At 74.2% G+C, this 275-nt stretch carries 1 protein-coding gene; it reads left to right on the top strand.

The features are described 5' to 3' along the window. Positions 1-150: 150 nt before the first annotated feature. Positions 151-275, top strand: a 125-nt coding sequence (locus BOQ64_RS24995) for a hypothetical protein (RefSeq protein WP_410494874.1), incomplete at its 3' end; no start/stop codon positions are given.

Genomic DNA, 275 nt, shown 5'->3' on the forward strand with positions numbered 1-275 from the left:
CTTCCGCATGGTCGACTTCGCGCGCCGCAACGCCGAACGCGCCGGCGTGGCCCAGTACATCCAGTTCAACGGCGGCGACGCGCTGGAGCGCCCCGCGCCGCAGCTGCCCGAGGGCATCGCGGGCAGCGTGCGCGCATCCATCCGCCCGCCGTGCCCATCTACGCCAGCGACGTCGCCTTCCGCATGGTCGACTTCGCGCGCCGCAACGCCGAACGCGCCGGCGTGGCCCAGTACATCCAGTTCAACGGCGGCGACGCGCTGGAGCGCCCCGCGCC

It is taken from the genome of Chryseobacterium sp. CH25 (assembly GCF_004119455.1).
GTDB lineage: Bacteria > Bacteroidota > Bacteroidia > Flavobacteriales > Weeksellaceae > Chryseobacterium.